Here is a 22,854-nt window from a genome sequence, read left to right as displayed (position 1 = left end):
TTTCATTCACGCTATCAAAGAAGCATTGTTTTTGGTTTAAAAATGCCGGGCTTGTCCGGATGCACCGTATATACGGCCAGTGGCTTTCCGCTCTCTGCCTTTACTGCCATCGTCTGCTCCTGAAACCATTCTGCCGGCAGCACGCGTCCGTGACTGATCTGCTCTGCCGTTTTTTCCGACACCGTAATGGCGGGAAGGTGGGCCACGGCCCAGTCCACCGGGTAGACGGCGTCTGCGATACGGTCTTCGGCAAGCAGGGCTTCGAGCTCCTCCCACGTGGAGCTGTGCTCCGGACCAAACCCGCCGGACGCCGTTCGGACGAGCTGCTGCAGGTGCGCCGGATACCCAAGCTTCTCTCCGAGGTCGACGGCCAGGGTGCGTACGTAGGTTCCTTTACTGCAGGTTACATGCACTTTAAAGGAAAATTCTCCGTCCTGCGGAGCTTCGTCCATATCAAGCAGCCGGAAATCATAAATTTGGGCCTCCCGCACGGGACGTTCGACCTCTATGCCTTCCCGGGCATACTCATACAGCTTGCGCCCCCGGACTTTAACGGCTGAATACATGGGCGGCACCTGAGTTACCGCACCGGTCAGCGCTTCAAGCGCTGTTTCGATGCTCTGCTTTGCCGGGGCTTTCTCCACCGGAAGGGTCGCCACCGTTTCCCCGTCGGCGTCTTCAGTCGTCGTCGTTTTCCCGAGAGTGATAATTCCTTCATACGCTTTTGGAGCTTCGTGCAGGTAGTCCACCGCCTTGGTGGCTTTTCCGACACAAAGCGGGAGCACCCCGGTCACCGATGGATCAAGCGTGCCGGAATGGCCGACTTTTTTTGTTTTCAGCAGCCGGCGTGCGCGCACGACACAATCATGGGACGTAACCCCTGCTTCTTTCCACAAAGGAATGATTCCATCAATCATAGGGCTGTTTCGCTCACTTCCGTTACAGAATTCATAAACATAGGAAAAGCTGTTTCAAAGTCAGCAACAGCTTTCCAACTTTAAAACAGCTTCTTTCTTCTACTTCTCCCGCTCATTTAAATCGCGCAGAAGTGATTCAATACGGTTGCCGTATTCGATCGATTCATCGAAGGAAAAGAAGATTTCCGGCGTTTTGCGAAGCTGGATTCGTTTTCCGATTTCACTGCGGATGAACCCCCGGGCTTTTTCGAGGCCCTGAAACGCTTCCTCTTTATCTTTTTCTTCTCCGAGAACCGTTACAAAAATCGTTGCCTGCTGCAGATCTCCGGTCACCTCTACGTCAGTCACCGTCACAAACTGCACCCGCGGATCCTTGATTCCACGCGCAAAAATATCTGATACTTCTTTTTTAATCTGCTCTCCTACACGCTGAGCACGTATATTAACCATCACTGTTCCTCCTATAACCATTCATAGTGTACGGAGGTTATTTCCCATTCCGTATAACTTTCAATCATATGAATGGCACGCTGCAGCTCTTTTTCCGCCCCGGCCTTTTCGTTATGCACGGTGACGATCGAAAGAGCTGCCCGCTGCCAAAGCTCCTGGTAGTCCGTTTCCGCCACGGAGAGGTTGCGCTGCTTCAGCTTTGTTTTTACGCTCTGAAGCACCGCTCGTTTCTGCTTTAAATGACTCGCTTCATAAAGCATGCACTCTACATGGACGACGCCGATCATGTGCGTTTAACTTCCTCCATGATATATGGCTCCATAATGTCGCCTTCTTTAAGGTCGTTAAAGTTTTCGAGGGTCACACCGCACTCATAGCCGGCTGCGACTTCCTTGGCGTCGTCTTTATAACGCTTCAGGTCCTTAATACCGCCGTCGAAAATTACGACGCCGTCGCGCACAACACGCACTTTGGAGTCCCGGGTGATTTTGCCTTCGAGAACATAGCTTCCGGCAATTGTACCAACGCGGGAGACTTTAAACAGCTGACGCACCTCAACCTGTCCGAGTACGCGCTCTTCATAGACTGGGTCGAGCATACCTTTCATGGCTGTTTCAATTTCTTCAATCGCATTGTATATAACCTGGTGGAGACGAAGATCCACATTTTCTGCGTCCGCCGTACGCTTGGCGTTTACGTCCGGACGGACGTTAAAGCCGATAATGATCGCGTTGGAGGCCGAGGCGAGGATAACGTCTGATTCTGCAATGGCGCCGGCACCGGCGTGTACGATATTGATCTTGCAGCCTTCCACCTCTATTTTTTCAAGGGAGCCGCGAAGCGCTTCAACCGAGCCCTGCACGTCCGCTTTCACAATTACGTTGATTTCTTTCATGTCGTTTTCCTGAATCTGGCTGAACAGATCGTCAAGGTTAATTTTCGAGGTTTGGGCACGCTCGGCGTCCTTCGCCCGGCTCTTACGCGCATCGGCAATCTGGCGGGCTTTTTTCTCTTCCTCAAAGACGACAAACGGGTCGCCTGCCTGCGGTACATCGTTCAGGCCGATAATTTCCACCGGCTTGGATGGTCCCGCGCTTTTCACCTGGCGGCCAAGATCATCCACCATTGCCCGAATACGGCCAAAGGCGTTGCCGACGACAATCGGCTCGCCGACGTGCAGCGTGCCGTTTTGAACGAGCAGAGTGGCAACCGGGCCGCGCCCTTTATCCAGTTCTGCTTCTACGACGCTGCCGCGTGCCCGTTTGTCCGGGTTCGCTTTGAAGTCTTCCACTTCAGCGACGAGCAGAATCATTTCGAGCAGTTCATCAATGCCTTCTCCGTTAATCGCAGAAAGGTTTACAAAGATCGTTTCCCCGCCGTATGCTTCCGGCACTAACTGAAATTCCATCAGCTCCTGCATGACCCGGTCCGGATTCGCGCCTTCCTTGTCCATTTTGTTTACCGCGACAATGATTGGCACATTTGCCGCCTTGGCGTGGTTGATAGCTTCTCTTGTCTGCGGCATAACACCGTCGTCCGCCGCGACAACCAGAACCGTAATATCGGTTACTTCTGCACCGCGCGCACGCATCGTCGTAAACGCTGCGTGTCCAGGCGTATCAAGGAAGGTAATCAGCTTGTTGTTTTCTTCCACCTGATAGGCGCCGATATGCTGGGTAATGCCGCCGGCTTCCCCGGAGGTCACCTTTGTATGGCGGATGGAGTCGAGAAGCGTCGTTTTCCCGTGGTCGACGTGTCCCATAATGGTTACTACCGGCGGGCGCTCCTGCAGCTTTGCAGGGTCGTCCTGCTCGACATAGTTATCAATATCGAGTTCATCCACCACTTCCTCCTGCTCCACCGCTACGCCGTAATCGGTGGCGATCAGTTCAATGGTCTCTGCCTCGAGCGTTTCATTGATGGTCGCCATCACGCCGAGATTCATCAATTTTTTGATGATTTCAGAGCTTTCCTTATTCAGCTTTTCTGCCAGTTCCCCGACGGAAAGACTGCCGGCAAACGTAATTTTTTCCGGTGTGGCCTGCTGCTCTTTCCGACCGCCGCCCGGGCGCTTCTGGGTGGTCTTCTTCTTACTTGGGCCTCTGTTTCCCTGCTGGGTGTTTCTTGTTTTATTGCTTCTCACTTTACTCATAGTGACATCACTTTCCTTCCAAAGATATCGTTCCTGAATATTGTTCGTTTTTCCTCCATCTACACGTCCTTCTTAATTTATTTCTTCATCTATTAATTTTATCAGCTTTTTGGCAAAGCCGCGTTCTGTAACGGATAAAATAGTTCTCGATTCTTTTCCGATCGCCGCGCCGAGATCCGCTTTCGTTCCGGCAACCCGAAAAGGGCATGAATAAAAGGCCGTTTTATCCGTGAACTTTTTAATCGTATTGGCAGAAGCGTCCGCAGCGACGATGACCAGCTGTGCCTTTTTGGTCTGCACAGTTTTAAGAACGGTGTCATCGCCGCTTTTCAGTTCTCCCGCCCGCGCGGCAAGGCCAAGAAAGGACAATGCTTTATCGTTCATGACCCGCGCCTCTGCGCTCTTCGAGGAGACGGTCGTAGTCTTCGCTTGAGACTTTCACCTTCAGATGGCGGCTCAGCGAATCCTTTGCCTTCGCCTGTAAAAACACATCATCACTGTCTGTTAAATACGCGCCCCGGCCGTTCTTTTTGCCGGAGCGGTCAACAAAAACGGTGTTATCCAGATCCCGAACGACTCGCACCAATTCTTTCTTGGGCTTTTCTTCTCCAGTAATAATGCATTTTCTCATGGGAATTTTTTTAACCATAGCCGCTCACCCTCATTTTTACAAATCTTCTGTGTCTAAATCAATGCTTGTGCTTGTCACCGGGATTTCTTCCGCATCCTCCGGCGAAAAGATACCGAGATCTTCGGCTTCGGTTTCACTTTTAATGTCGATTTTCCAGCCGGTAAGCTTGGCGGCCAGACGGGCATTCTGCCCGCGCTTGCCGATAGCCAGGGAAAGCTGGTAGTCCGGCACTACGACGAGCGTGCTTTTTTCCTCTTCATTCACCTGAACATCCAGGGCTTTCGCCGGACTCAACGAGTTGGCCACGTACTCCACCGGATTATCCGACCACTGCACGATATCAATTTTTTCGCCCTTCAGCTCTTTAACGATCGTCTGCACGCGCTGGCCGTTCGGCCCTACGCAGGAACCGACAGGATCCACTTCCGGATCGTCCGCATACACCGAAATTTTCGAGCGGTCGCCCGCTTCCCGTGCCACTGAAATAATTTCCACCGTGCCGTCATAAATCTCCGGCACCTCCAGCTCAAACAGCCGCTTCAAAAGGCCCGGGTGCGTACGGGAAATAACGATTTGCGGTCCCTTTGTGGTTTTTTCCACTTTGGTGATATATGCTTTCAGCCTGTCATTATGGTTGTACGTTTCATTCTGCATCTGTTCGCTCTGCGGGAGCAGTGCCTCCACCTTCCCGAGATCCACATAGATAAAGCGGTGGTCCTGGCGCTGCACGATGCCGGTCATAATATCTTCTTCGCGGTCGATGAAATCGGAATAGATAATGCCGCGCTCGGCTTCGCGCACGCGCTGGGTCACGACCTGCTTCGCCGTCTGGGCAGCGATGCGCCCGAAGTTTTTCGGGGTGACTTCCATTTCCACTACGTCGTCGAGCTCATATGACGGGCTGATGGCCTGTGCTTCCTCCTGAGAGATTTCAAGCCTCGGGTCAAATACCTCTTCAACCACTTCTTTCCGGGCAAATACATGAATCGAGCCGGTGTCACGGTTGACGTCCACCCGGACGTTCTGCGCCTGGTTGAAATTCCGCTTATAGGCGGAAATCAACGCGGCCTCGATTGCTTCGAGTACTATTTCTTTATCGATTCCCTTGTCCTTTTCGAGTACGTCCAATGCTTCCATAAAGTCTGCATTCATGGAATTCAGATCCTCCTTTTTCTCGAGGCCCGCCGCACCTTTAAAAAATGATGGCGAGCCTTGCTTTAGCTACCTTGCTGTACGGTACATGCACCGTGCGTTCCTTTTGTTTTTGTTTGGTGGAAATCAAAAGCTCTCCGTCTTTGAAGTCACTCAGCTTTCCCTCGAACGCTTTTTCTCCTTCAACGGGTTCATACGTGGTCACGTACACGTTTTTTCCGACTGAACGGCGGATATCCGCTTCGTTATTCAGCGGACGCTCCGCGCCCGGTGAAGAAACCTCCAGATAATAAGCCTCCTGGACCGGGTCCATGGCGTCGAGCTGTTCACTCAGCCGTTCGCTCACCCGCCCGCAGTCTTCGAGATGCACACCGGAGGGGCTGTCCACAAACACCCGAAGGTACCAGTTTTTTCCTTCTTTTTTATACTCTGTATCCACAAGTTCCAGGTCCAGTTCTTCCGCAATCGGCCGCGCCAGACGTGCTGCGATATCTTTAATACTTTCTTTCATTACGTACCTCCCTGCTGCTTTGTCATCATCTTCATTTCTTCCAATGATAGTATATAGTTTATTTTATGCAGAAAGCTTCAACCATAAATGAAAGAGTGGGTATCCACCCACTCTTTCGCCGTCTCGATATACCTCTCACTGCCCATTATCATAGCACGATTTGTGCATTTTCGCAAGCCTCGCTGCCGTTTAGAACAGAGAAAGTTGGTTCGTATCCGGCAGTCCGTCAAGGCACCCGTGCAGGTCGAGATGCTCGATCACTGTTTTGGTTGCCTTGCTGCGCTGCTGCAGGTCTTCCTTGGATAAAAACTCCCCATCGGCACGCGCTTTCACTACGTTGACCGCTGCATTCGTTCCTACGCCTTCAAGAGCGTTGAACGGCGGTATCAACTCGTCGCCGTCGACGACAAATTCGCTCGCCTCTGAGCGGTACAGGTCCACCTTCTGGAAACGGTAGCCGCGCTCGGTCATTTCAAGCGCAAGCTCAAGCACGGTCACAAGGCTTTTCTCCTTTGGAGAGGCGTCAAATCCCTTCGCCTGGATTTCATCAAGCTTCGCCCGGATCGAGGTGCTGCCGTTGATCATGGTCGGCAGGTCAAAGTCATCCGCGCGGACCGTAAAGTACGCTGCGTAAAAAAGGATCGGATGATGCACTTTAAAGTAGGCGATCCGTACTGCCATCAGCACATAGGCGGTGGCGTGCGCCTTCGGGAACATGTATTTAATTTTCAGGCACGACTGGATGTACCACTCCGGTACGCCGTGGTTTTTCATTTCTTCAATCCATTCCGGATCGAGCCCGCGCCCCTTGCGGACGAATTCCATGATTTTAAAGGCGAGCGAATGCTCGATGCCTTTATAGATCAAATACACCATGATATCGTCCCGGCAGCCGATAACGTCCTTCAGTTCACACGTGCCGTTCTGGATCAGCTCCTGGGCGTTACCGACCCAGACGTCCGCGCCGTGGGAAAGCCCGGAAATCTGAACCAGCTCGGAAAACGTCGACGGCTTCGTATCTTCAAGCATCTGGCGCACAAAACGGGTACCGAACTCCGGAATGCCATACGTTCCCGTTTTACAGTTGATCTGCTCCGGCGTCACTCCGAGCACTTCGGGACCACCGAAGATTTTCATGACTTCCGCATCATCGGTCGGAATCGTCTGCGGATCAATGCCGCTTAAATCCTGCAGCATACGTATAACCGTTGGATCATCGTGGCCGAGGATGTCAAGCTTCAGCAGGTTGTCGTGAATGGAATGAAAGTCAAAGTGCGTCGTTTTCCATTCCGACGTTTTATCGTCTGCCGGAAACTGAATCGGTGAGAAGTCATGTATGTCATACTCGTCCGGTACGACAATAATGCCGCCCGGATGCTGGCCGGTTGTCCGTTTAACGCCCGTACATCCGCTGACGAGCCGGTCGATTTCCGCTCCGCGCAGATGCAGCTCGTGATCGCTCTGATAGCCCTTCACAAATCCATACGCCGTTTTGTCCGCCACGGTACCGATCGTTCCTGCCCGGTACACTTTTTCCTCGCCGAACAGCTCCTTCGTGTAATTGTGGGCCCGCGGCTGGTAGTCGCCGGAAAAGTTCAAGTCAATATCGGGCACCTTGTCGCCTTTAAAACCGAGAAATGTCTCAAACGGAATATCGTGACCGTCTTTAATCATGTCCACACCGCAGCTGTCGCACAGCTTGTCCGGAAGATCGAAGCCGGAGCCGACCGAGCCGTCGTCAAAAAACGTCGACTGCTTGCATTCCGGGCAAACGTAGTGCGGCGGCAACGGATTCACCTCGGTAATTTCTGTCATTGTGGCAACAAACGAGGAGCCGACCGAGCCCCGGGATCCGACAAGATAGCCGTCTTCGAGGGATTTTTTCACGAGCTTCTGCGAAATCAGATAGATGACGTCAAAGCCGTTGCCGATAATGCTGTCGAGCTCTTTATCGAGTCTCGTCTTCACGAGATCCGGTATGGGCGCGCCGTAAATGCTCTCCGCCCGGCGGTAGCACATTTCCCTTATTTCTTTATCCGACCCTTCAATGTTTGGGGTGTACAGATCGCTTGGTACCGGATGAATTGATTCCACCTGATCGGCGATCGCCTGGGTGTTTTCCACCACAATTTTTTCTGCGGTGCGGTCGTCCAGAAAATCGAAGCAGGAGAGCATTTCCCCCGTGGTGCGAAAGTGCACCTGCGGAAGCGTCTGATTGTTCAGCGGGTTCGCCCCGCCCTGCGACGCAATCAGAATCTGCCGGTAGCTGTAGTCGTGCTCATCCATATAGTGGGCGTTACCGGTGGCAACGACCGGAAGATTCAGTTCCTCACCGGTGCGGATGATTTTTTGAATCACATCCTTGACATCGTCGTAGCTTTTCAGAAGCTCCTTCTCCACCAGGTGCGCATAGTTTTCCGGCGGCTGCACCTCGAGGTAGTCGTAAAATTCAGCGGCTTTTTTCGCTTCGTCCTCCGACTTCTGCATCATCGTTTCAAACACTTCGCCTTTGTCACACGCCGAGCCGACGAGTATGCCCTCGCGGTACTTCTGCAGCTTCGAACGCGGAATTCTCGGTGTCCGGAAAAAATACTCCAGATGCGAAAGCGTGACGAGATGATACAGGTTTTTTAGCCCCTCCTGCGTCTGGGCAATCAGCGTGCAGTGCGACGGGCGCAGGCGGTGAAAGCCGGACTGGCCCATGTTGTCATTCAACTGTTTATGGTTCGTGATGTCCTGGGCAAGCGCATCCTTCATCATTTTCCACAGCAGGTACCCGGTCGCTTCCGCGTCGTAAATCGCCCGGTGGTGGCTTACGAGTTCGATATCAAACGTTTTACATAGTGTATTCAGCCGGTGGTTTTTTAAATTCGGATACAAAAAGCGGCCGAATTCGAGCGTGTCGATCACCGGCATGTCTGCCGTTTTACCGATTTTTTTGTATCCCTCCCGGAGAAAGCCCATGTCAAAGCTTGCGTTATGGGCGACCAGCACCGAGTCTTTGGAAAAAGCGTAGAAGTCTTCAAGCACCGGCTCAATTTCCGGGGCATCGACGAGCATGTCGTCCGTGATGCCGGTCAGGTTAATAATGGTGTCGGTCAGCTTTTCATGCGGGTTCGAAAAGCGTTCAAACCTGTCGATAATCTCGCCGTCTTTTACCTTCACAGCTGCGAGCTCGATAATGGAGTCGTACACGACCGACAGGCCGGTCGTTTCCACGTCAAAAACGACATAGGTTCCTGTTTCCAGATCCACGTCCGCCTCGTTGTAGGCGATGGGAACGCCGTCATCCACGAGGTTAGCCTCCATACCGTACAGCACTTTGATGTCGTGCTTTTTGCCGGCATTGTATGCCTCCGGAAACGACTGCACGACGCCGTGGTCCGTAATCGTGACCGCCGGGTGGCCCCATTCGGCTGCCCGGGCTACGTATTCCCCGGCAGAAACGGTCGCATCCATCTGACTCATGTTCGTGTGGGCATGCAGCTCGACACGCTTCTGTTCAGCGTCATCGGTTTTCGACGTTCCCTGCACCTGGATCACGTCGTTTGCGATCATCACCAGGTCCCGGACGAACGTATCATCCTGGACGCCGCCACGGGCCTTTACCCAGATGCCTTTCTGCACGGCTTCAAGCAGCGGCACCTGTTCTTTATCCTTGGAGAACATTTTGATCATAATCGAATCGGTGTAGTCGGTAATTTTAAACGTCAGCAGCGTCCGGCCGCTGCGGAGCTCCTTCGTTTCCGCTTCGAAAATGTAGCCCTCCACCGTGATGCGGCGTTCTTCTTCGCGGATCTCCTTCAGCGGCACGGCTTCGTCCTTGATCGGGTAGCCGATCTGAATTGACTGGGACGCACGCTTGGAATCGGCTTCGGATTCCTTTTTCTTGCGCTCCATCATCGCTTCAATGACTTTGGAGTGCTCTTCCTGCTTTTTCTTTTCTTCGAACTGTTCCTTCTCTTCATCGCTCGTTTTGGCTTCCATCGTAAACGTGGCAGCCGGCAGCCCGAACAATGGCAGAACGTCGTTCATCGCCTGCTGCAGCTTCGGTCCGAGCGAATTCATTTCGATATCGCTTTTACACGGAAAAATCAACTCGCCCTCGCGCAGAAACGGCGCTCCTCCGTTCAGCCTCATGCGCAGATGGGGATCGTAATTTTCGAGCTTCTGCATAATCAGCGGCCAGTAATCCGGGATAGCGTCCGCCGGCACCGCGGTGCCTTCTTCGTAATGAAGCGTAAAGTCAATGTCAGCGATGCTTTCAAATGCAGCCTGCAGTTTTTCCTTCAGCAGCGCGTAAACCGTAAATGGCAGCGGAGCTGCCAGCGTCAGATGAAAATGCCACTGCTTTTTTTCTTTATGAATAACAAGCTTTTCGAGGCGGCCTTCTGTAAAATAACGATTGGTTTCTTCTTCCGGCATGCCAATCTGCTCAAGTAGCAACTCAAAACGTTCCTGCTGAATGTGACGGTCGGTCTGCACGTTTCTCGCCTCACTTCTTCGTTCTTTTATAATTCATTTTATCAAAAAAATTCATTTCCGGCAGTTGCATGGAAGAGGGAAACCCCTCCTGGAGACACCAGAAAGGGTTAATGGATTTCAGACCACAGCTTCTCGAGATACTGCGGAAGCTCGCTGATGGCAACTTCCACGTTTTCATCGGCTGTGCGGGGTTTCACCTCCACAATCTGCTCCCCTGCTTTTTTTCCGCAGGCGATACGCACCGGAAGCCCGTAAAGATCCGCATCCTTAAACTTCACTCCCGGACGCTCCTTCCGGTCATCGAGCAGCACGGACCACCCGCTTTTCTGCAGGCTTTCGTACAGCTCGTCACCAAGCTGCTGCTGCTCGTCCTGCTTCGGATTGAGCACCAGCAGATGCAGATCAAACGGGGCGGCTGCTTTCGGCCAGCAGATGCCGCCCTCGTCATGGTTTTGCTCAATGACGGCCGCAATCGTCCGACTTACGCCGACGCCGTAGCTCCCCATAATGATCGGGCGGGCTTTGCCGTTTTCATCCAAAAACGTCGCCCCGAGCGCTTCGCTGTACTTCGTGCCCAGCTTAAACACGTGCCCGACCTCAATACCCTTGGCGAAACGGACCATGCCCCGGCCGTCTGGAGACGGTTCACCTTCCTGAATGAAACGCAGATCGGCGTACTGTCCAACCGGGAAGTCCCTTTCCGGCACCGCGTTCTGATAGTGCCGGCCGTTTTCGTTGGCTCCGCATACGGCGCCTGCCATACCGCGGACCGCGTAATCGGCAAGAACCTCTACGTCTTCAGACAGACCGGCAGGACCAATAAAGCCGGGCTCTGCTCCAAACGCCTTTTCAATTCGCTCGGCGGACGCGGGTTCAAGCACTTCAGCGCCCACCGCGTTTGCCACTTTTACTTCGTTAACGTCATGATCGCCGCGCATAAGCACAGCCACCAGGCGGCCGTCTGCATCAAAAACGACAGTCTTCAGGCATTCATCATGCCTGAGCCCAAGTTTTGCAGCCACTTCTTCAATGGTGCGCTCCTCCGGCGTATCGACCATGGACATATCTTCTGAGATCGGCTCCGGTTTTGACACATTGTCCGGTATGGCGGCTATTTCAATATTTGCAGCAAAATCGCTCTCGTCGGAGTACACGATCGTGTCCTCCCCGACGTCGGAAAGCACGGTGAATTCGTGGGTTTCGCCCTGACCGCCCATCGCACCGGCATCGGCCTGCACCGCGCGGTAGTCCAGTCCCAGACGGGTAAAGATCCGTTCGTAGGCGCGGTACATCGCCCAGTAGCTTTCGTTCTGCGCTTCGTAGGACGTATCAAACGAATACGCATCCTTCATAATAAATTCGCGGGCGCGAAGCACCCCGAAGCGCGGACGCGCTTCATCGCGGTATTTGGTCTGAATCTGGTACAAAATCGCAGGCATGCGTTTGTATGTATTCATTTCATCCTTTACAAGGGCGGCAATGTTTTCTTCATGCGTAGGGCCGAGCACAAAATCACGCTGGTGGCGGTCTTTAAAGCGCATCAGTGCCGGTCCGTAATTGTCATAGCGACCCGAGGCCTGCCATACCTCTGCCGGCTGCATGGCGGGAAGCAATACCTCCTGGCCGCTTGCAGCATCCATTTCCTCACGGACGATGTTTTCGATCTTACGGAGCACCTTGTGGCCGAGCGGAAGATAGGAATAGACTCCGGCTGCACTCTGGCGGATCAGACCGGCCCGGAGCATCAGCTGGTGGCTTGCAATGTCCGCTCCCTGCGGCACATCCCGGAGGGTGGGACTGAATAAAAATTGTTGTCGCATACTATATCAACCTCTTTCTCTTATACATCTGCGTCTGTAAGCTCTTTGGTTATTTTAACATAAGAACGGTGACGGGGCTTTGGCTCCGTCACCGTTTTTTTATTACGTGAATAAGCGGTTAATATCGTTCCATGTCACTGCGATCATTAACAGCAGCAGCAGCGCGAAGCCGAGCAGGTGGATCATGCCTTCCTTCTGCGGTTCGATCGGCTTGCCGCGGACTGCTTCAGCAATGATAAACAGCAGCCGTCCTCCGTCAAGCGCCGGCAGCGGAAGAAGGTTAACGATCCCAAGGTTGACGCTGATCATGGCGGACCACGCAATAAGGGTGAGAAGCCCTGTCGCGATCACCTGATCCGTCGCATCATAGATCCCTACCGGGCCTGCCAGGTCATCCAAGGAAAATTCCCCTGTTACAATCGTGCCGAGCGTCTGGAAAATCAGCGTGGACACCTCATACAGCTGAGTGCCGCCGTACTGCAGCGCTTCCGTGAGGGACCGTTCCGTTTCGGCATAGACGCCGATCTGGCCGACTTCCTCACTCGAGCCTTCCTGCACCGGAACGCCGTCGATGGTGACTGTGTCTTCAATCGTTTCTCCGCCGCGTTCAGCAGTAACCGTGACTTCTTCTCCCGGACGCTCCTGGACCACACCGGTCATTTCATCCCACGAGTTCACGGACTCGCCGTCCACGGAGGTGATAACATCGCCTTCTTCAAACGCGGATTCTTCCAGCGGCGAACCACCGGCAATGCCGCCGACGGCCGGGGTGTCCTGCGGAAGTCCGTTAGCGAGAGCGTAAATGACAAAAAGCACGAACGCAAGAACAAAGTTCATGAACGGGCCGGCAAAGATGGCCACTGCTTTTTTCCATGGACGCTTGGAGCCGAACTGCCGGTCCCAAGGCGCAATCTGTTCCCGCTTTTCGTCGACAATCAGATCGCACGCCCGGTCGATGTCGTACCGCTTTACTCCAGATTCTTCCTCATCCTCTACCGCTTCAATATAAAGCTCCCGCTCCATATCAATCGATTCCACGGATACAACCTTTGCTTCCGGGTGCTTGGATTTATTGTTTACAATGATTTCTTTTACTTTTCCTGCATCGTTAAACGTCAGGCCGATTTCATAGCCTGGTTTAATATTGACCGGGTCCGGATCGTCCCCGGCCATTCGCACGTATCCGCCAAGCGGCAGCAGCCGGATAGTATAAACCGTTTCATTGCGCTTCGTCGAAAATATTTTCGGCCCGAAGCCAATCGCAAACTCCCGGCACAAAATGCCGACTTTTTTGGCAAAATACAAATGGCCCCACTCGTGTATGGCCACCAATAAGCCGAACATGACAATTACCGCTATCAGCGTATCCAAAGCTTATTCACCTTCTTCTTTTGCTCTTTCTTCTCATTATAGAGTGTTTGTGAAAGAACGTCACGTTAAAAGCGTCTGTACGTGTTCTCTTGTTTCCCGGTCCACGCCTAAAATCGTGTCGAGGTCCGGATGTTCGATGCGCTTGTGGCGCAAAAGTGCCTCTTCCACAGCAGTTTCAATTTCAAGAAAAGCACACTGGCTGTTTAAAAACATCGCTACTGCCTGTTCATTGGCTGCGTTCAGCACCGTTCCCATGGAGCCGCCGGCTCTGCCGGCATCGTAGGCCAGCCGGAGGCTGCGGTAGCGTTCAAAATCAGGTGGCTGAAAATGAAGAGTGCCTATTTCCCAAAGGTTCAGCGATTCCTTGGCCGGATAGCCAAGCCGCTCCGGGTACGTCATGGCGTACTGAATCGGCACGCGCATGTCCGGCAGCCCGAGCTGGGCAATCACACTTGTATCCTGATACTCGACGAGCGAGTGAATAATGCTTTCTTTATGAAGCAGCACATCTATGCGGTCGTAAGGAACACCGAACAGCCAATGGGCTTCGATCACTTCAAAACCTTTGTTCATCATCGTAGCCGAGTCGATCGTAATTTTGGCTCCCATGCTCCAGTTCGGGTGGTTTAAGGCATCCTCCACCGTAACTCCGTCAAGATCGCTGCGTGAATAGTCCCGGAAGCTGCCTCCCGAAGCAGTCAAAATCAGGCGGCTCACTTCCTTTAGCTCGTTTCCTTCCAGGCACTGGGCGATCGCCGAATGCTCGCTGTCGACCGGCAGCAGACGTACGCCGTGTTCTTTTGCTTTCTCCATTACAAGGTGGCCGGCAGTAACGAGCGTTTCTTTATTGGCAATTCCGATATCCACCCGGTTTTCGATTGCCCGGAGCGTCGGCTCAAGTCCCATGCTGCCGCTGACCGCGTTCATCAGAAAGTCACAGGAGCTGCCCGCAATTTCTATGAGGCCGTCGTGGCCCCAGACGATGCGCATGCGCCCGCCGTATTCCGCCTGAAGCGTTTCGGCATCTTCCTTTGTATGGACCGCCGCAATTTCAGGTGAAAATTCTTCAATCTGCTTTCGTACGAGATCCACGTTTCTGCCGGCAGCAATCGCCGTTATCCGGAACCGTTCCGGATGGAGACGAACAACGTCGAGCGTCTGTGTACCGATGGATCCGGTGGACCCAAGCAATGCTATTCGTTTCATGGTTTAAACTCCTTTAGGTTGGCAGCCTGCGTCTGAGGCATTAACCGAAAAAATAGAAAAAATGAAGCAGGGGCATAACGAAAATCAGGCTGTCGAACCGGTCCAAAATACCGCCGTGCCCGGGAAGAATATTACCGGAATCCTTGACAGCGTAGTGCCGTTTAAGCGCTGATTCCACCAGGTCCCCGAGCTGGCCGAAGATGGATGTCACTACGATAAAAGCGCTCATTATCAGGTAGGACTCGAATACCGGGTACACTGCCTCAAAGATGAAGCCGACAATAAATGCCGCGACAAGCCCCCCGACAAATCCTTCGATCGTTTTTTTCGGACTGATCTCCGGCCAGGGCCGGTGACGCCCGAAATTCTTTCCAATAAAATATGCCCCGGAATCGGTTGCCCAGATTAAAAATAAAATCAAAATGACAACGGCAAGGCCGATGTCCGGCACCTGGCGGATCATAATTAAACTGTGAAACCCGTACCCTATGTACACAGAGGATAAGATAACGAATCCTGCTTCATCAAAGGTGAAGGAGTTTTTAGTAACTACTGTTAATGCAAGCAGGCCCAGAATCATCGTTAAAAAAATCTCTGTTTTCGTTATATGCTGCAAAAACGGAAAATCCAGCCATTCTGTAGGCACAAGCAGTATCCACATAAAACCCATACTGATTAAACCCCGGAAGGACAGCAGCGGGATCCGTTTCATACGCATTATTTCAAACATGGCGACAGAAGCAAGCAAAGCAATCAAAAGAGTAAACCATTCGCGGCCCACAAATACAATCGCCAAGACGAGTACTGCTCCGATAAGACCGGTCATCGCCCGCAATCCCATACAAGACCTCCCCTTCAGTCGTTAAACGCCCCCGTACCTGCGTTTTCTCTGCTGATATTCTATGACAGCCTCTGCCAGGCCGTCTTCATTAAAGTCCGGCCAGAGCGTTTCGGTAAACCAAAACTCCGCATAAGCTAACTGCCACAGCATAAAATTGCTCAGCCGGATTTCGCCGCTTGTGCGAATCAGCAGGTCAGGATCCGGGATCTGGTTCGTGTAGAGCCGGTTGGTGATTAATTCTTCATCGATGGCCTCTGCTTTCATCCGCCCCTCTTCCACGTCCCGGGCGAGCTCCTGCACGACATGGACAAGCTCGTGCCGACCACCATAGTTAAGGGCAAAGTTTAAAACAATGCCGGTGTTTTCGGCTGTGGCATCCACAGCCTCCTGCACAGCCTGCAGCGTATGATCCGGCAGCTTGTCCGCATCCCCCATCATTCGCACCTGGACATTGTTTTTCATCAGCTTGGGCAGTTCCTTGGCCAAAAACCGCTCCGGCAGCTGCATAAGAAAATTCACTTCTGATTTCGGCCGCTTCCAGTTTTCGGTGGAAAAAGCGTAGAGCGTTAAATACTTTATCCCGAGCTCGTGCGCTTTTTCCACGACCTTCGTGATCGCCTTCATACCTTCGCGGTGGCCGGCTACACGGGGCAGGCCTCTTTTTTTTGCCCACCGGCCGTTACCATCCATAATAATAGCCACATGGTCAGGCGTATTCACTTTCACTGCCGTGGTGTTTGCCTCCGCCCATGGATTTATTTGATTAAATAGTCGATCGTTCATAACGAGGGCACCAGCCTTTTCCCCTTTGTCTATTTTATATGGCGCGTGTTCAATCAATTCCATATAAAAACCGTTCCTGCCTCAGCATTGTTGAAGAACGGAAAGCAGTATATCTGTTTATGTTTTCTTCCCGGCAGTGCACATGCCTCCTGCCGGTTTTGTTCTTACAAAAAAACCCTCTTGAGTGCAGAGGGTTCCAGTCTGTTCCTATTGTAACTCGATTCGCATCAAACTTCCATAACTTCTTTTTCTTTTTGTTCTGCTGCCTGATCCACCTGGCCGATGTATTTATCGGTTGCTTTTTGCACCTGCTCCTGCTCACGCTTCAAATCATCTTCGGTGATTTCATTATTTTTTTCATCTTTTTTCAGCGTATCGTTGGCATCGCGGCGAATGTTTCGGATAGCCACCCGTGCTTCTTCCGCATACTTGTTAATCAGCTTGGTCATTTCTTTCCGGCGATCTTCCGTCATCGCCGGAATCGGAATACGGATCACTTCGCCGTCGTTACTCGGATTCAGGCCGAGCTCTGCCTTTTGGATCCCTTTTTCCACGTCCTTGATGGAGCTTTTGTCAAACGGAGTCACAACAAGCAGGCGCCCTTCCGGCACTGTAATTGTTGCGAGCTGCTGAAGCGGCACCTCGGCACCGTAGTAATCAACTACGACCCGGTCGAGCATGGAAGCGTTTGCCCTTCCTGTACGTAGTGTGGCAAGCTCGCGGCTTAAAGATTCCACTGATTTTTTCATTTTCTCTTCTGTTGCTTTTATATCATGAGCCATCATTGTTCCTCCTTATAATTGTTCCAATGTCTTCTCCCATTACTGCTTTCTTGATGTTTCCTTCTTCCATAATCGAAAATACGAGAAGCGGGATGTTGTTGTCCATACAAAGCGTCGATGCCGTCGAATCCATCACTTTCAGGTCATGATTTAAAATGTCCAGATAAGTGAGCGACTGGTACTTTTTAGCGTCCGCATTTGCGGATGGGTCTGAGTCATATACCCCGTCCACTTTGTTTTTAGCCATCAAAATGATGTCAGCTTCAATCTCTGCAGCCCGAAGTGCCGCAGTCGTATCGGTCGAAAAGTACGGATTCCCGGTCCCAGCCGCAAAAATGACCACCCGTTTTTTCTCTAAATGGCGAATGGCCTTGCGGCGGATGTACGGCTCGGCCACCTGTCTCATTTCTATAGATGTCTGCACTCTTGTAGGGATCTCAATATCTTCAAGGCTGTCCTGGAGCGCAAGCGAATTCATGACTGTGGCGAGCATGCCCATATAGTCAGCAGTAGCCCGGTCCATCCCTTTCGAGCTTCCGGCCATGCCTCTCCATATGTTCCCCCCGCCGACGACAATCACTACCTCTGTTCCCAATTCTACTATCTCACCAATTTGAGAAGCAATAGACTGAATGACTTCCGGATCAATACCGTAGCCCTGCTGGCCTGCTAATGCTTCTCCGCTCAACTTCAACACAACGCGATTGTATCTCTCCATCGTCATGAACCCCGCCTTTATATTATGTATCGCAGAAGCGCTGCGGCTTCTGCCCTTATTTTGCTTTCAGAAAAAAGGAGAGCCTACGGACCCTAGAGGATTCGATATGGACTCTCCCATACTGCCGATTTATTTCTTCACCTGGTTCATTACTTCGTCTGCAAAGTTTTCGTCGCGTTTTTCCATGCCTTCGCCTACTTCATAGCGGACAAATGTGCGGACGGAAGCGCCCTTGCTTTTCAGGTAGTCGCCTACTTTTTGGTCAGTATCCTTGACAAATTCCTGATCGAGCAGGCAGATTTGTTCAAAGTACTTGCCAATACGGCCTTCCACCATTTTTTCAACGATGTTTTCCGGCTTGCCTTCGTTCAGCGCCTGCTGCTTCAACAGTTCACGCTCACTGTCCGCTTCTTCCTTCGGAACGTCTTCGCGGGAAACGTATTTCGGGCTGATAGCCGCTACGTGCATCGCAACGTCTTTGGCAAGATCGCTGTCTTCTGTATTTTCAAGAACCGTCAGCACACCGATGCGTCCGCCCATGTGAAGATAAGCGCCGAATGCATCACCGTCGTTTTTCTCTGCAAGCAGAAAACGGCGCAGGGAAATTTTCTCCCCGATACGGGCGATTTGGTCGTTAATGTAACGCTCAAGCGTTACTCCGCTTTCGATTTCCCCGGCAAGTGCTGCGTCAACGTCAGCCGGCTGTTCTTTCAGCAGGTACGTGGAAACGTCCGCGACGAGCTGCTTAAACAATTCGTTTTTCGCGACGAAATCTGTTTCAGCGTTTACTTCCACGATCACTGCTTTGTTTCCTTCATACGTTGCGTACGTAAGGCCTTCTGCTGCTACACGGTCAGATTTTTTCGCTGCTTTGGAAATACCTTTTTCGCGCAGGTAGTTGACCGCTTCTTCCATGTTACCGTCTGTTTCGTTGAGTGCTTTTTTGCAGTCCATCATACCTGCACCTGTTTTTTCACGCAGTTCTTTTACCATGCTTGCTGTTACAGCCATTTAAATTCCTCCTTCGATTTTTCCATGCATAAACGCTTAAGCGCTATTTTTCAAGAAAAAGGGTGATAAAGGGTTTTTCCCTTTTACCACCCTTCGCGTCAGGCCTGGGCCCGTTATATTTATGCAGAGAGCTTACTGGTTTGAAACGCTCTCTTCTTCTGTGTTTCCTTCTTCTTCCGCTGCGGCTGCTTGCTGTTCTTTTTCCTGGGCAGCTGCCTGCTCACGGGCTTTTTCTTCTGCACCCTGGGTTGCTTCGATAACAGCATCGGCCATTTTACCTGTAAGGAGACGAACGGCACGGATAGCGTCGTCGTTACCCGGGATCAGCTTGTCGATCTCGTCTGGATCACAGTTAGTGTCTACGATCGAGATGATCGGAATGTTCAATTTGTGAGCTTCTGCCACCGCGATGCGCTCTTTACGTGGATCGATAATAAACAGGGCATCCGGAAGCTTGTTCATATCTTTAATGCCGCCAAGTACTTTTTCGAGACGGTCTTTTTCTTTGTTTAACAGCATAACTTCTTTTTTCGGAAGAATGTCAAAGGTACCGTCTTCTTCCATTTTTTCAAGGTCTTTCAAGCGGGCAATCCGTTTACGGATCGTTGCGAAGTTCGTTAACGTACCGCCTAACCAACGCTGGTTAATGTAGTACATGTTCGAACGGATCGCTTCATCGCGAACAGAATCCTGCGCCTGTTTTTTCGTACCGACGAAAAGAATTTTGCCTCCGTCTTCTGCAATGCTGCGTACATATTTGTACGCTTCTTCCACTTTACGCACCGTTTTTTGAAGGTCAATGATATAAATACCATTACGCTCCGTGAAAATATAACGGCTCATTTTAGGGTTCCAGCGACGAGTCTGGTGACCGAAGTGCACCCCTGCTTCAAGCAACTGTTTCATAGAAATAACAGCCATAAAATAATTCCTCCTTAGGTTTTTTCCACCGCAAGCGTCATATCTGTACAAAACTTTCCAAACGGAAAGCACCTCTGTACAAATCAGCTGTTGCGTGTGTTTTTAACACCAACACGTAATATACCATACGTGTCTACAGGACGCAATGTTAAAGCTTATTTTTCCTGCATCTGCAAAAACAGATGAACCTCCCGCTGGCCGATCGACAGCGTCTTTGCGATATCCTTTTCCTTCCATCCGTCTTTGTATAACATTATAACACGGTTCATCATCGATTCCTTCGGCGCCGCTTCCTCCATCTCCGGTACCGGCTCAGCTGTTTCCACTTCTTCCGCTGGATGCTTCCCGCCCTCCCACTCGGCGCGGAGACGTTCATTATCGCGTTTCATTTCGTCAGTGTAGTAGATTAAAAGCTGCTCAATTTCCTTCTTATCATTTTTTACCGCCTGCAGCTCACGCACGACAAATTGGTGCTTTATCCATAAAGCGCCGGCAGCCATGAGGGCAAGCAGACTGAATATCAGAGACATGGGCCCTCTCCTTTCTTACGTTCTTTCCTCCGTCTGTTTCAAATACTGGCGCAGCCGGAAGAGTGCTTTAGAATGGATTTGTGAAATTCTTGACGTGGACAGGGACAAAATATGACCGATTTCGGTTAACGTCATTTCCTCCAGGTAAAAAAGAGAAACGACCCTCTGCTCCTTTTCCGGCAGATTCGCTATTGCTTCGCCGAGCTCGTGCAGGGAGGCCTGATCGGTGAGCATTTCCTCCGGGGACGGGGCGTTGTGATCCACAATGGCCCCGCGATACGTTTCATCACGCTCGCCCTCCGGCGTCGTCTCATCCATGGAAAGCATATGCACGAAATAGTTTTCGGCAATCACCTTCGATACTTCCGAGGACTTCATATCAAGCTCTTCGCCGATCTCCCGGTCCGAGACAAACCGTCCCTTTTTCTGTTCGAGCCATTCAGCTGTTTCTTCAATTTTCTTCGTTTTTTCCCGGAGGGAACGCGGCATCCAGTCTTCCTGCCGGAGGCCGTCAATAATCGCTCCGCGGATCCGGAAAGAGGCGTATGTATCAAATTTCAAATCCCTCGACAGATCGAATTTTTTCATCGCATCGTACAGTCCCATCAGTCCGTGACTCACAAGATCCTCCCGGTTCACATTTTTCGGAAGCGTCGCTGCGATGCGTTGAACGTGATAATGAACAAGGGGCATATAAATGTCGACTAATTGGTCAGCCGCCGTGTCGTCATAATTATCCAGCCATTTCTCCCAAATCTCCTGATGAGCATGCGCTGTCGATCTACTCATGTAAGTTTCCCCCTGTTCATATTATTATTGGTTCTCCCCCGGTCGGCTTAATCCGGAGAACTCCTGTGGCCACGTCGAATTCTATCGTTCTGCCAATGTGGCCGCCTGTTTCCTCTGCTTTAAGCGGCACGGACCGCCCGGCAAGCATTTCTTTTGCTGCTTCGACATTTCGTTTTCCAATATGCAGATGATCGGTCTGAAACTGAAACATTCTTGCGCCCCCCGCAAGCTTTGCTTCGAGCGAAGCAATTGGAATATGCCGTCCCTCAAAGCCGGCAAATGCTTTTTGTAAAGCCGCATCGGTGTACTTCGCTTCGTTAATATGCTGGCCTTCTCTTGCCATGGAAGATGACGGAAGCATTGCATGGATCAGGCAGGCATACTGGTGACGGAGCGAATAAATGACTATACCTACACAGGAGCCAAGTCCGCTAGTAGTGAGAGTATCGCCGCCCTCTCCCCACTGCATATCCGCCATTGCCACCTTTATCTTCGCTTGTTTAATTTCCGCGTTTTTCATTCCCCGTCCTCCTGTACTCCGAGAGAGGAAAAAATTTTCGGAAGCGAGTGGGCATCCGGGATCATAAAAAACCAGCCGGCCATCTGCGAGCGATTCTCTCCTTTTGTCATGTTCGTATCGATCATGATCGCTTCGTCCCCTTCAAGGCCCGCTTCGATAAGCCCCTCGCTCAAAAGCGCTCCAATCATATCTACCGCAGACGAAGGGACCGTCGGCATCATATAAAGTCCGGTGAAATCGGAGAGTGCCGATAAATAAGATCCTGCCAAAATATTTGTTAATTCGCACACTGCCGACTCAAGCAGCTCCTGCTCATTTTCCGGCGTGTACGGAAGATTCCAGCTTTGCACAAGCGACCTTCCCACTGCCTGCATCTCCTCCGGCTCGAGCACAAAAAATATGCTGCCGCTGATGTGGCCCGCGATGCGGAGAAACGTAACCGCCGCTACTTTTTCTTCCCCTCCCGCTGCTTCAAGCAGCTCCGGAAACGGTACCATCTGCACTGAAGGGACGCTGATCTGAACTGGCGTTTTCAGGAGGGAGGACAGTGCCGTAGCAGCATTGCCGCCCCCGATGGTTCCAACTTCTTTTAATATATCGAGCTCTACGTCCCGTGCGCCCATCATTTCATCTCTCCTTCATATGCAGTAGTTTGTACCAGCCGCCCGATCCGCTCTCCAATCGTATGGAGCGGGAGGGTTTCATCAATGAAACCAGCCTGGACCGCTGCCCGGGGCATCCCGTAGACAACAGCTGTTTCTTCTGATTCGGCGACAGCATAAAGTGCCGTCCCTGCTTTTAGCTTTTGTAATCCGTATGTACCATCATTACCCATTCCGGTTAAAATAACAGCGAGTACACGCAGACCTCCTAATTCGGCAATAGAAGCAAACAGGATGTCCACCGACGGATGATAACGATCGCCCAATTTGCTTTCACTAACTGCTGTTACCAGCCGTCCTCCTTTTCGCCGGATTTCAAGCTGCCGGCCTCCGGGAGCAATATAAACGGTTCCTTTCTGCAGTGCTTCGCTGTCCCCGGCTTCTTTTACACTCCAGCTGTAGTCGCGGTTCAGCCTGTCGGCAAGCGACCTGGTGAACCCGGGCGGCATATGCTGCACAATCAGAATCGGCAGTTCGACCGTCTCCGGCATCGAACGGAAAAGCTCATGCAAGGCTGCAGGCCCGCCTGTGGACGTTCCGATCACCAGCAGATCCCAGCGTCCCGGCTTCCCGGGGGATTGAATGTTCATATACTCAGGCTC

Annotated in this window: 23 protein-coding genes; all 23 read right to left on the bottom strand. The window is 51.7% G+C overall.

The genetic code is table 11. The features are described 5' to 3' along the window. Positions 1–14: 14 nt before the first annotated feature. The 23 genes from truB to Q9M42_RS01085 all read right to left on the bottom strand — a co-directional run bounded on the left by truB (position 15) and on the right by Q9M42_RS01085 (position 22,842). Positions 15–917: a tRNA pseudouridine(55) synthase TruB gene (gene truB / locus Q9M42_RS01195; protein ID WP_322524705.1), complete on the bottom strand. Its 903-nt coding sequence runs from the start codon at positions 915–917 to the stop codon at positions 15–17. Positions 918–1,016: 99 nt separating this feature from the next. Next, the gene (gene rbfA / locus Q9M42_RS01190; protein WP_322524704.1) at positions 1,017–1,367 is read right to left on the bottom strand and encodes a 30S ribosome-binding factor RbfA; all 351 of its coding nucleotides are present in this window, start codon (positions 1,365–1,367) and stop codon (positions 1,017–1,019) included. 11 nt (positions 1,368–1,378) lie between these two features. Next, complete coding sequence (locus Q9M42_RS01185) at positions 1,379–1,654, bottom strand: DUF503 domain-containing protein (protein WP_022792810.1); 276 nt, start codon at positions 1,652–1,654, stop codon at positions 1,379–1,381. Beyond that, positions 1,651–3,519 (bottom strand): translation initiation factor IF-2, encoded by a 1,869-nt coding sequence (gene infB, locus Q9M42_RS01180; protein WP_322524703.1) that lies wholly within the window; start codon positions 3,517–3,519, stop codon positions 1,651–1,653. Before infB ends, Q9M42_RS01185 begins: the two co-directional genes overlap by 4 nt. A 72-nt stretch (positions 3,520–3,591) precedes the next feature. Further along, on the bottom strand, positions 3,592–3,903 hold the full coding sequence (locus tag Q9M42_RS01175) for a L7Ae/L30e/S12e/Gadd45 family ribosomal protein (protein WP_322524702.1): 312 nt from the start codon (positions 3,901–3,903) through the stop codon (positions 3,592–3,594). Beyond that, positions 3,893–4,150 carry an RNase P modulator RnpM gene (rnpM, locus tag Q9M42_RS01170; RefSeq protein ID WP_322524701.1) on the bottom strand — a complete coding sequence of 86 codons (258 nt, stop codon included), beginning with the start codon at positions 4,148–4,150 and terminating at the stop codon, positions 3,893–3,895. The genes Q9M42_RS01175 and rnpM overlap by 11 nt, the downstream gene beginning before the upstream one ends. A gap of 36 nt (positions 4,151–4,186) precedes the next feature. Next, complete coding sequence (nusA, locus tag Q9M42_RS01165; protein ID WP_322524700.1) at positions 4,187–5,302, bottom strand: transcription termination factor NusA; 1,116 nt, start codon at positions 5,300–5,302, stop codon at positions 4,187–4,189. 40 nt (positions 5,303–5,342) lie between these two features. Next, complete coding sequence (rimP, locus tag Q9M42_RS01160; protein WP_322524699.1) at positions 5,343–5,813, bottom strand: ribosome maturation factor RimP; 471 nt, start codon at positions 5,811–5,813, stop codon at positions 5,343–5,345. Between the two features lie 189 nt (positions 5,814–6,002). Further along, on the bottom strand, positions 6,003–10,298 hold the full coding sequence (locus Q9M42_RS01155) for a PolC-type DNA polymerase III (protein ID WP_322524698.1): 4,296 nt from the start codon (positions 10,296–10,298) through the stop codon (positions 6,003–6,005). Between the two features lie 107 nt (positions 10,299–10,405). Then, a complete protein-coding gene (locus tag Q9M42_RS01150; protein WP_322524697.1) occupies positions 10,406–12,118 on the bottom strand; it encodes a proline--tRNA ligase in 1,713 nt (570 codons plus the stop codon). 102 nt (positions 12,119–12,220) lie between these two features. Further along, complete coding sequence (gene rseP, locus Q9M42_RS01145; RefSeq protein ID WP_322524696.1) at positions 12,221–13,489, bottom strand: RIP metalloprotease RseP; 1,269 nt, start codon at positions 13,487–13,489, stop codon at positions 12,221–12,223. A gap of 60 nt (positions 13,490–13,549) precedes the next feature. After that, complete coding sequence (locus Q9M42_RS01140; RefSeq protein ID WP_322524695.1) at positions 13,550–14,695, bottom strand: 1-deoxy-D-xylulose-5-phosphate reductoisomerase; 1,146 nt, start codon at positions 14,693–14,695, stop codon at positions 13,550–13,552. A 40-nt stretch (positions 14,696–14,735) separates the two neighbouring features. Next, positions 14,736–15,536, bottom strand: coding sequence for a phosphatidate cytidylyltransferase (locus Q9M42_RS01135; RefSeq protein ID WP_322524694.1), 801 nt, complete (start codon positions 15,534–15,536; stop codon positions 14,736–14,738). A gap of 21 nt (positions 15,537–15,557) precedes the next feature. Further along, positions 15,558–16,319, bottom strand: coding sequence for an isoprenyl transferase (locus tag Q9M42_RS01130; protein ID WP_322524693.1), 762 nt, complete (start codon positions 16,317–16,319; stop codon positions 15,558–15,560). A 227-nt stretch (positions 16,320–16,546) separates the two neighbouring features. Further along, on the bottom strand, positions 16,547–17,104 hold the full coding sequence (gene frr / locus Q9M42_RS01125; protein WP_322524692.1) for a ribosome recycling factor: 558 nt from the start codon (positions 17,102–17,104) through the stop codon (positions 16,547–16,549). Next, positions 17,091–17,825, bottom strand: a complete 735-nt coding sequence (gene pyrH, locus Q9M42_RS01120) for a UMP kinase (protein ID WP_091610312.1) — start codon at positions 17,823–17,825, stop codon at positions 17,091–17,093. Before pyrH ends, frr begins: the two co-directional genes overlap by 14 nt. Before the next feature lie 123 nt (positions 17,826–17,948). Beyond that, positions 17,949–18,830 carry a translation elongation factor Ts gene (tsf, locus tag Q9M42_RS01115; RefSeq protein ID WP_322524691.1) on the bottom strand — a complete coding sequence of 294 codons (882 nt, stop codon included), beginning with the start codon at positions 18,828–18,830 and terminating at the stop codon, positions 17,949–17,951. A 132-nt stretch (positions 18,831–18,962) separates the two neighbouring features. Further along, a complete protein-coding gene (gene rpsB / locus Q9M42_RS01110; RefSeq protein ID WP_322524690.1) occupies positions 18,963–19,751 on the bottom strand; it encodes a 30S ribosomal protein S2 in 789 nt (262 codons plus the stop codon). A gap of 155 nt (positions 19,752–19,906) precedes the next feature. Next, complete coding sequence (locus Q9M42_RS01105; RefSeq protein WP_322524689.1) at positions 19,907–20,281, bottom strand: DUF6115 domain-containing protein; 375 nt, start codon at positions 20,279–20,281, stop codon at positions 19,907–19,909. 15 nt (positions 20,282–20,296) lie between these two features. Then, positions 20,297–21,070: a FliA/WhiG family RNA polymerase sigma factor gene (locus tag Q9M42_RS01100; protein WP_322524688.1), complete on the bottom strand. Its 774-nt coding sequence runs from the start codon at positions 21,068–21,070 to the stop codon at positions 20,297–20,299. 16 nt (positions 21,071–21,086) lie between these two features. Continuing rightward, positions 21,087–21,590, bottom strand: a complete 504-nt coding sequence (locus tag Q9M42_RS01095; protein WP_322524687.1) for a chemotaxis protein CheD — start codon at positions 21,588–21,590, stop codon at positions 21,087–21,089. Continuing rightward, a complete protein-coding gene (locus Q9M42_RS01090) occupies positions 21,587–22,216 on the bottom strand; it encodes a chemotaxis protein CheC (RefSeq protein ID WP_322524686.1) in 630 nt (209 codons plus the stop codon). Before Q9M42_RS01090 ends, Q9M42_RS01095 begins: the two co-directional genes overlap by 4 nt. Next, a complete protein-coding gene (locus Q9M42_RS01085; protein ID WP_322524685.1) occupies positions 22,213–22,842 on the bottom strand; it encodes a CheB methylesterase domain-containing protein in 630 nt (209 codons plus the stop codon). The genes Q9M42_RS01090 and Q9M42_RS01085 overlap by 4 nt, the downstream gene beginning before the upstream one ends. Positions 22,843–22,854 lie beyond the last annotated feature (12 nt).

This window comes from Marinococcus luteus (assembly GCF_034497705.1).
Classification (GTDB): Bacteria; Bacillota; Bacilli; order Bacillales; family Marinococcaceae; genus Marinococcus; species Marinococcus luteus_A.
Note: the sequence above shows the minus strand (reverse complement) of the source record. Positions and strands in the feature narration are given on the sequence as shown.